Genomic DNA, 8,554 nt, shown 5'->3' on the forward strand with positions numbered 1-8,554 from the left:
ACGATAACGCCTTTACCGGCAGCTAGACCATCAGCTTTCACAACGATAGGCGCGCCACGCTCCAGAATGTATTCAATGGCATTGGAGATATTGGTAAAGACTTGATAGGCAGCAGTAGGAATTTGATGACGGGCCAGAAAATCTTTGGTGAACGATTTGGAAGCTTCCAGCTGAGCGGCGTCCTTGCTCGGACCGAAACAGCGTAACCCGGCTTTTTCAAAGGCATCGACGACACCCTTAACTAATGGAATTTCAGGGCCAACAACCGTTAAACCGATATCATTCTGCTTTGCGAAATTAACCAGCGCATTAATATCATCAACGGCGATGTCGACATTGCTGACACCTGCCTCATTTGCGGTTCCCGGATTGCCTGGGGCGACAAAAACTTCACTGCAACGCGGTGATTGTTTCAGTTTCCAAGCCAGCGCATGCTCACGACCGCCACTACCAATGACCAGAACTTTCATTATCTTGTTGCCACACCTGCTGAAATAAAGCGGCAATGATACCGTAGATGACTGTATAACCAAACATTAATACATGGTTATGACATACCCAAGTCAGCTTATATAAGGCATGGATTGTAACTGTGGCGGCTTTTCATTATTGTGATGTTCAGCCTTTGCCAAGTGAGAAAAATACAAGTGGAAGATTTAAAAACATCGGAAGCCTGGCGCGTCTTCCGCATTCAATCTGAACTGATTGACGGTATTGAAACCCTTAATGGGCTTGGTCCCGCCGTATCCATCTTCGGTAGTGCGTGTTTAACAGAAGACTCTCCGTATTATCAGGCGGCCAAACAGGTTGCACTGTCACTTTCCCAGGCAAAGTTTTCGGTTATTACCGGTGGAGGTCCCGGCATTATGCATGCTGCCAATGCCGGTGCGTTCAAACAGGGGGCACATTCGGTCGGCCTCAATATTGAACTGCCGATGGAACAAAAACCCAATCCGAATCAGGATATCAGCCTGAGTTTTCGCTATTTTTTTGTTCGCAAACTGATGTTTGTTAAATCCTCAATGGGCTATGTAGTATTTCCCGGTGGTTTCGGTACTTTGGATGAATTCTTTGAAGCATTAACCCTTATCCAAAGCCGCAAAATCCGCCACTTTCCGGTTATTTTGTATGGCTCAGAATACTGGATAGGACTGATTGACTGGCTTCGGGCTGAAGTGCTGCGGATGGACTGTATCAAGGAAGACGATCTGAGTATTTTCCATTTGGTTGATAAACCCGAAGAGGTCTTACCAATTATTCAGAAACATTTTGCTGATTTAGGGGCTCATCCGGAAGACGATCAACGCTTCCCAGTCTGATCTGGATCAAGAAAGCGTGTATTAGCCATCCACGGTAAAAATTGGCTGTTTATAATCATCGCCCAACTGTTTTACAGGGCTTTGCTATGCAAAATCAGCTGATCGTGAACCGCCAACTTATCCAGAAATACGATACGGCCGGACCGAGATACACCTCGTATCCCACCGCATTGGAGTTTGATGAAACCTTTAAAACAAAGGAATTCATCGAACACGCCGAGTTATCCAACCAGCGCGGCGGGCCACTGTCTCTGTATTTCCATTTACCGTTTTGCGATACCGTGTGTTTTTATTGCGCCTGCAACAAAATCATCACCAAAAATCGCGATCATGCTGCGCCATATCTTGAAAACCTCTACAAAGAACTGGCCCTTAAGGCCGCATTAATTGATACCAGCCGTCCGGTGACGCAACTGCACTGGGGCGGTGGCACACCGACATTTATAAGCGAACAGCAAATGCAGGATCTGATGACTGAAACCCGTCGGCATTTTCATATTGCTGACGATGCCGATATCTCGATTGAAATTGATCCCCGTGAAGCTAATGCCGATACCATCGCGTTGTTAAAGAAAATAGGCTTTAACCGTATCAGTCTGGGCGTGCAGGATTTTGATGCGGCCGTGCAAAAAGCGGTTAATCGCATTCAATCCGAGGCCGAAACCATGGCGGTCATAGATGCCGCCCGCCAGCATCAGTTCCGCTCGATCAGCATCGATTTGATTTACGGCCTGCCGCTGCAAACGTTATCCGGCTTCAATACTTCGCTCGATAAAATCATCGCTGCCGATCCTGATCGTATCTCATTATTTAACTACGCCCATATGCCAAAGTTGTTTAAAACTCAGCGTCAGATTAAAAGTGAAGACTTACCTACTGCAGAGCAGAAATTGAGCATTTTGCAACTGTCGATCAATAAATTAACGCAGGCCGGTTATCAATATATTGGTATGGATCACTTTGCCAAACCGGACGATGAGCTCAGTCTGGCCCAGGAACAAAATCGGTTACATCGTAATTTTCAGGGCTATGCCACTCACGCCGAATGTGATCTGATCGGCTTTGGTATCACTTCGATTGGCAATATCGGTGATGCTTATGCACAGAATGTAAAAACCCTGCTCGAATACGACACTCTGCTCAAGCAAAATCAGTTACCGTTAATGCGTGGCATCAGCCTTTCAGAGGACGACAAACTGCGACGTCAAATCATTACCCGTTTAATCTGTGATTTTGAACTGAGCATTGTAGAAATCGAACAGGAATACGGCATCCAATTTAAAGAATACTTTGCCGATGCCTACCCTCAGATCGAACAATTTGCCGAAGATGGCCTGTTGCAGTATAACTGGAAAAACATTGTGGTCTTACCAGCTGGTCGCTTGTTAATCCGTAATATCTGCATGGCGTTTGATAAATACAGTCAACAAGCAAAACAGCGATTTTCCAAAGTTATATAGGGCTGATGCTGGAAAAAATCCGACAGTATTTCATATTTGGTAGATTAGGCGTAAAGCTCTATGTGCTCGCCGTTATCACCGGATTATTGGCCAGCCTTGCCATCATCCTGCTCAGACTCACCATTGAACATGGTCAAATGCTGCTATTGCCCTCCGGTGAAGTCGAAGGCTTTGCCAGCCTGCCCTGGTGGGGTCTTTTGGGCCTGCCTATTGTCGGCGGCCTGCTTATCGGTTTACTGTTTCGCGGATTAACTCAAGAACAACGCACCACCGGCATCCTCCATGTTATCGAACGGCTCTCCGCTTATGAAGGCCGCCTCCCCTGGCAAAATGCCGTTCGCCAATTTATCGGCACCAGTATTGCCATCATCACCGGTCATTCCGTTGGTCGTGAGGGTCCCGGTGTGCATCTGGGTGCCGCCAGCGGCAGCTTACTGGCAAATGGTCTGGAGTTACCCAACAACAGTGTTCGGATTTTGGTGGCATCAGGCACAGCGGCGGCCATAGCCGCCTCATTTAACACACCGATTGCCGGAGTGATTTTCGCCATGGAAGTCATCATGATGGAATATTACATCGCCAGTTTTATTCCGGTGATTCTTGCTTCCGTCACCGGCGCAGTGGTCTGCCGGCTGACCTTTGGTGACGATACGGTTTTTATCAACCTCAGCGCCGAGATGCAGTCACTATGGGAACTGCCCTACATCATATTCCTGGGTCTCGTTATCGGTGGTTTAGCCACCATTGCGTTAAAAACACTGACGCTGTTTACTAATCTATACACCAATCACCCGTCATGGTTACGGCCGGTTTATGCCGGAATTTTAATGGGCTTGTGCGGCATGATGGTGCCGGAAGTGATGGGTATGGGCTACGGCATTATCGGCAGTATTTCCGCCAATGATATTGCCATCGGCACGCTGGTCATCATCATGGTGATGAAACTGCTGTTATCTTCTGCCACCGTCGGTTTAGGCATCCCGGCCGGAGTCATTGGGCCGACCATGGTCGTCGGCGCCTGTGCCGGCGCAATATTAGGTTACTTTGGCCAGATCCTATTGCCTGAATATGCTTCATCAATGACCTTTTATGCCGTGTTAGGCATGTGCGCGATGATGTCTGCCACCCTGAAAGCCCCGCTTGCCGCATTAATGGCCATGCTGGAACTCACCGGCAACCCGGAAATCATTCTGCCGGGCATGCTCGCCATCGTCTTTTCCAGTCTGATTACGCACGATTATTTCAAACAGGAGCCACTATTCGTCAATATGATGCGAGTAAAAGGTCTGGATTTTCGTAATGACCCTATCTCGCAAACGCTTCGTAAAATCAGTGTTGGCGCCGCGATGCAACGCAATATCGCTGTATTGAATCAGACAATCAATCGCGATTTGGCCCTGCATACACTTGAAAACAACCCGGAATGGATTTTAATCACCAAAGAACGCAATCCGATTGCCTTGATGCCCGCCAGCGACCTGGCCAGAGCGGTGAGCGTAAAAGAAGACGAAGATGAGTCAGAAATCGATTTGATGCAAATCCCGGCAACCAGACGCAATGTACATAAAATCTCATTGCATACCAGCCTGCATGAAGCCTATCAGGCGCTTGATAAATATGAAGTAGAGGCGCTTTACGTCAGTCGACAGAGCACCCCAATGATCGACCGTATTTATGGGATTTTGACCCGGGAAATGATCGAAAGCCATTACCAATTACCCCCTTCCACCAGAAAATAAGCGAATTGGGTGTGAACAATTGTGAAATCTTGTTTATAATGTGCGGCTTGCTGCCCGGGTGGTGAAATTGGTAGACACAAGGGACTTAAAATCCCTCGACTTTGCGGTCGTGCCGGTTCGATTCCGGCCCCGGGCACCATCAGAAATATCTAAGCCTCGATACTGAAAAGTGTTGGGGCTTTTTTGTTTTCAATACTTAGTGGTGCTTAAAGCCGTAAAGTCTTCGTCTGATAGTTCAAAATCACCAGCTTTTACGTTCTCTTCCAAATGATTCACCTTGCTGGTGCCTGGAATGGGAATAATTACTGGGCTGCGTTTTAACAGCCAAGCCAGCACAATTTGATTCGGAGTGGCATCGTATTTCGCGGCAATGGTTTTGAGTATTGAAGCGGACTCTGCCAGTGCATTTTTTGCCAAGGGGTACCAGGGGATGAAGCCAATACCCTGTTCGGTACAGTAATCAACGACCTCCTCGTATTGCCGCATCTTCAGGTTATATTGATTCTGTACCGTACTGACCTTGAAATACTTCTGAGCTGCAATAATGTCGTCGACACCCACTTCACTTAAGCCGACATGCTTAATCAGCCCCTCATTCTGAAATTCCTGCACAGCTGCGAATTGTTCGTCCCGAGGAACTTTGGGATCAATTCGATGTAACTGCCACAAACCGATCTGTTCTACATTGAGCCTTCGCATACTCATTAATACGCATTGCCTCAAATATTCTGGCCTTCCAAGTGGCGCCCAGATATTCTCACCATGCCGGGTTAAACCAGCTTTCGTTGCAACCAAAATGCCATCATATGGATACAATGCTTCACGAATTAAATCTTCACTGACATTAGGGCCATAACTATCTGCTGTATCAATAAAGTTGATGCCTAATTCTGGTGCCCTTTTTAACACTCGAAGGCATTGCTGACGATCTTCTGGTTCACCCCATATGCCAGGCCCGGTAACTCGCATAGTTCCCAAACCTATACGGTTAATTGAATACTGCCCGAGTTGGAATGAGGCTTGCTGTACAAGTGAATTGGTTTTAACCATGAGCGACTCCGACTAATTGCTTTTCTTGATGTTAACATGTCTGATTAGCCATCTATTTTTACGATGGATTTAGCCTTGCTCATAATGCACAGTTCGTATCTGCATCAGATTTACTCTCGTTAAGCTTGTTAAAGCATAGATTACATCAACTTGATAGCCTCAATTCAGTTGAGATCACAGGGGTATATAAGGCTGTTATGGATATTTGAACTAACTTACTCGACCTCTTGTGCCGGTTCGATTCCGGCCCCGGGCACCATCAGAAATATCTAAGCCTCGATACTGAAAAGTGTTGGGGCTTTTTTTTGGCTTAATTTGTAATGATTAAGACTTAATCTGACAGCAGTTAGCTTTTTATAAGCATAAAAACAACATCAAAACTGGCTCTCCACGCTAATTAACACAAAGCTGATATTTGGATTTAGTGGGATATCGAACCTACTGCAGGTTTTTCACTGTTACACTATTGTTGAAATTTTTTGCCTTTAATTAAGGAACACAAGATGCTCAAAGCAATTACGACGTTTACACAGGCGAGAAACATTGCAATGGCACTGACCATGTCATTCTTGACCGCTACGCTGATCACTGGTTGTGGTAACGATGACAGCTCTGACACCACACCAAGCCCTGAAACTGAAATGAGCTCCGAAAATCAGAGCAACATGGACGCGACTGAAAACATCACACCAAGCGCACCAGAAACTGAAGTGGTCATTGAAGATGAACCTATCGCTGAGAGTGATCAGACATCTGCGACGGATCAAACTGAAGCAACAGAGACAAATATTGAAGCTGAAGAGACTGATTCTGCATCGACCGCTGATAAAGCAACCACTACTCCAGCCGATGAGCCAGCTAGCGAAGGTCCCGAAACCCATACTGTTATGGCGCAAGGGCTTAAATACATTCCGCTGGTCATCACCATCAAGAATGGAGACACTGTTTCCTGGCGCAACATGCCCACTCACAACACAAAGTCACTCGATGGCTTGATTCCGGAAGATGCTGAGCACTGGGAATCACCCATAAATGAAAACTATGATCGGACATTTACCCAAGATGGTATCTATGTCTACAAATGTGTCCCTCACTTCGGAGCTGCCATGGGGGGCGTCGTTATTGTGGGCGAGCCAGTCAATCTGGAACAGATTAAAAACGCCGATGCCAAGGGCGCTGCTGGCCGTTTGGTCAGAAAGGCTATTTCTAAAGCAGAAAGTATGTAGTTTTTTTGCCTGAGAAGTTGATACCAAAAAGCGGATTCAAAACGGAATCAGCATATGAGTGTTGGGGTGGAGAAACTAATGTAATGGCCTGTTCGATTACGGCCCCGGGCACCATCAAAATATCAAAGCCTCAATACTGAAAAGTGTTGGGGCTTTTTTTATGTCTAGAGTTCACCCCCAATTCCACGAACGTGTTTTAAAAATCCCTAAAAAAGCGCCTGAATTGATGGGTTAATAACCTAAAGGTTTTTAATTGGCCATCTACTCGTTTATATCGCGTTGAAGGTGTTCAGGAACGGCTACATAAATTTTAAGGTGCACTTTTTTGGTTCAGCCTGCCAACAAACCGTGCAACTTTAACGATATAACGCTCAGAAATTGCATCATTTTCTGTCCTATCACTTGATACGAAACACGCTGACCGCTTTCTCATTAAGGGCACAACTTCTGCATAAGTTATTACTAACTTAGTCATTAAGGTTGCGTAATGAAGTTCCAGGATTGGCTTGATGCCTTGCCCCAATGGTCAATGATGACGATCATTGTCTTGGGCGCTTTTATTACACTTACTCTTGTTAAGCGATTTATTCTGGCACGTATTTTAAAAGCCGCGGAGACCAGTCAAATCTCCCTAATCGGCATAATCATTAAATCGGTCAACTTCCCCCTCACACTTGTGTTACTGGCGTTCCTTTCCAAACTCTTTGAACAGTTGTTGGTACATTATTCAGTCAACATAAATTCCAGTATTTTTAATATTGTTGCCAAGCTTCTGCTCATCTTAGCGTTAGTGGTATTTGTTGATAGATTGGTGAACGGTTTAGTTGGCCGCTATGCCGATAGAAACGTTAGTTTCAGAACCAGCAAAGGCATCATGCAAGGTATCACGCATATCGTGATCCTCGGCCTTGGCTTGCTGATGATTCTCAGCACCATCGGTATTTCCTTGACTCCCATTATCGCCTCACTGGGTATCACGTCTTTGGCGCTGGCATTGGCGCTGCAACCGACACTGGAGAACTTCTTTTCCGGCATTCAGCTGGTCATCGATAAGCCTATCCGGATGGGAGACTTTATTGAGTTGGATTCAGGTGAACAAGGCTTTGTTGAGAAAATAGGCTGGCGATCAACCTGGATCCGAATGCTTCCCAACAATATTGTGATAATGCCCAATAGTGTTTTATCAAAGTCGAAGCTGATCAATTATTATTATCCGGAAAAACAGCTTTCCGTACCGGTTGAGGTCGGGGTGCACTACAACTCTGATCTGGAATACGTTGAGCGCGTAACGCTCGAAGTCGCCCGTGAAATTCTTAAATCACATAAATGGGGAGTGGAGGAATATGAGACATTTGTTGTTTTTCACACTTTTGACAATTCCAGTATTAATTTCACCGTTATGTTAAGAGCCCAGGAATATTTCAATCGCTTTTGGGTGAAATCAGCGTTTATCAAAGCCCTTCACAAACGCTATAGAGAAGAAGGCATCACCATTCCATATCCCATCAGAGCGATAAACTATGATCAGGAAAGCTCGGAGCAACGACCATCATGAGGAATTTACCCCCCTCGGCTTTGCGCCTGTGCAGTTTTGATTCCAGCCCTGGACACTATCAATTTATAAGTGCTTTTTTTAAGCTTGAGATTCGAGATTCCGAAACTTTTTAAAGTTTGGATGGAGTAACGCATCACCTAGCCACAAAAAAGCCCCCTTCCGGGGGCTTCTTGTTTTGCGTGGTTTCAAATCTTAACGATTACAA

General features: G+C 45.8%; 7 protein-coding genes and 1 tRNA gene. 6 read left to right on the forward strand and 2 right to left on the reverse strand.

Going from position 1 to position 8,554, the window contains the following annotated elements; genetic code table 11:
- Positions 1-470, reverse strand: a 470-nt coding sequence (locus tag B3182_RS15250; RefSeq protein WP_414683353.1) for a phosphoribosylamine--glycine ligase, incomplete at its 3' end; no start/stop codon positions are given.
- Between the two features lie 177 nt (positions 471-647).
- On the opposite strand from B3182_RS15250, the gene B3182_RS15255 reads away from it, so the two are divergent.
- The 4 genes from B3182_RS15255 to B3182_RS15270 all read left to right on the forward strand — a co-directional run bounded on the left by B3182_RS15255 (position 648) and on the right by B3182_RS15270 (position 4,657).
- Positions 648-1,319, forward strand: coding sequence for a TIGR00730 family Rossman fold protein (locus tag B3182_RS15255; RefSeq protein ID WP_292354444.1), 672 nt, complete (start codon positions 648-650; stop codon positions 1,317-1,319).
- An 86-nt stretch (positions 1,320-1,405) separates the two neighbouring features.
- Entirely contained in the window at positions 1,406-2,779 is a 1,374-nt protein-coding gene (gene hemN / locus B3182_RS15260) for an oxygen-independent coproporphyrinogen III oxidase (RefSeq protein WP_292354442.1), read from the forward strand.
- Between the two features lie 5 nt (positions 2,780-2,784).
- Entirely contained in the window at positions 2,785-4,518 is a 1,734-nt protein-coding gene (locus B3182_RS15265) for a chloride channel protein (protein ID WP_292354440.1), read from the forward strand.
- Positions 4,519-4,570: 52 nt separating this feature from the next.
- A tRNA-Leu gene (locus B3182_RS15270) sits at positions 4,571-4,657 on the forward strand.
- Positions 4,658-4,707: 50 nt separating this feature from the next.
- Here the strand turns inward: B3182_RS15270 and B3182_RS15275 are convergent.
- The gene (locus B3182_RS15275; RefSeq protein ID WP_292354438.1) at positions 4,708-5,568 is read right to left on the reverse strand and encodes an aldo/keto reductase; all 861 of its coding nucleotides are present in this window, start codon (positions 5,566-5,568) and stop codon (positions 4,708-4,710) included.
- A 503-nt stretch (positions 5,569-6,071) separates the two neighbouring features.
- Between B3182_RS15275 and B3182_RS15280 the strand changes: the two genes are divergently transcribed.
- Both B3182_RS15280 and B3182_RS15285 read left to right on the forward strand, forming a co-directional pair.
- A complete protein-coding gene (locus B3182_RS15280) occupies positions 6,072-6,794 on the forward strand; it encodes a plastocyanin/azurin family copper-binding protein (protein WP_292354436.1) in 723 nt (240 codons plus the stop codon).
- Between the two features lie 487 nt (positions 6,795-7,281).
- A complete protein-coding gene (locus B3182_RS15285; RefSeq protein ID WP_292354434.1) occupies positions 7,282-8,349 on the forward strand; it encodes a mechanosensitive ion channel family protein in 1,068 nt (355 codons plus the stop codon).
- Positions 8,350-8,554: the final 205 nt, after the last annotated feature.

Origin of the sequence: Methylophaga sp. UBA4204, from assembly GCF_002379485.1 — a bacterium.
Lineage (GTDB): Bacteria > Pseudomonadota > Gammaproteobacteria > Nitrosococcales > Methylophagaceae > Methylophaga.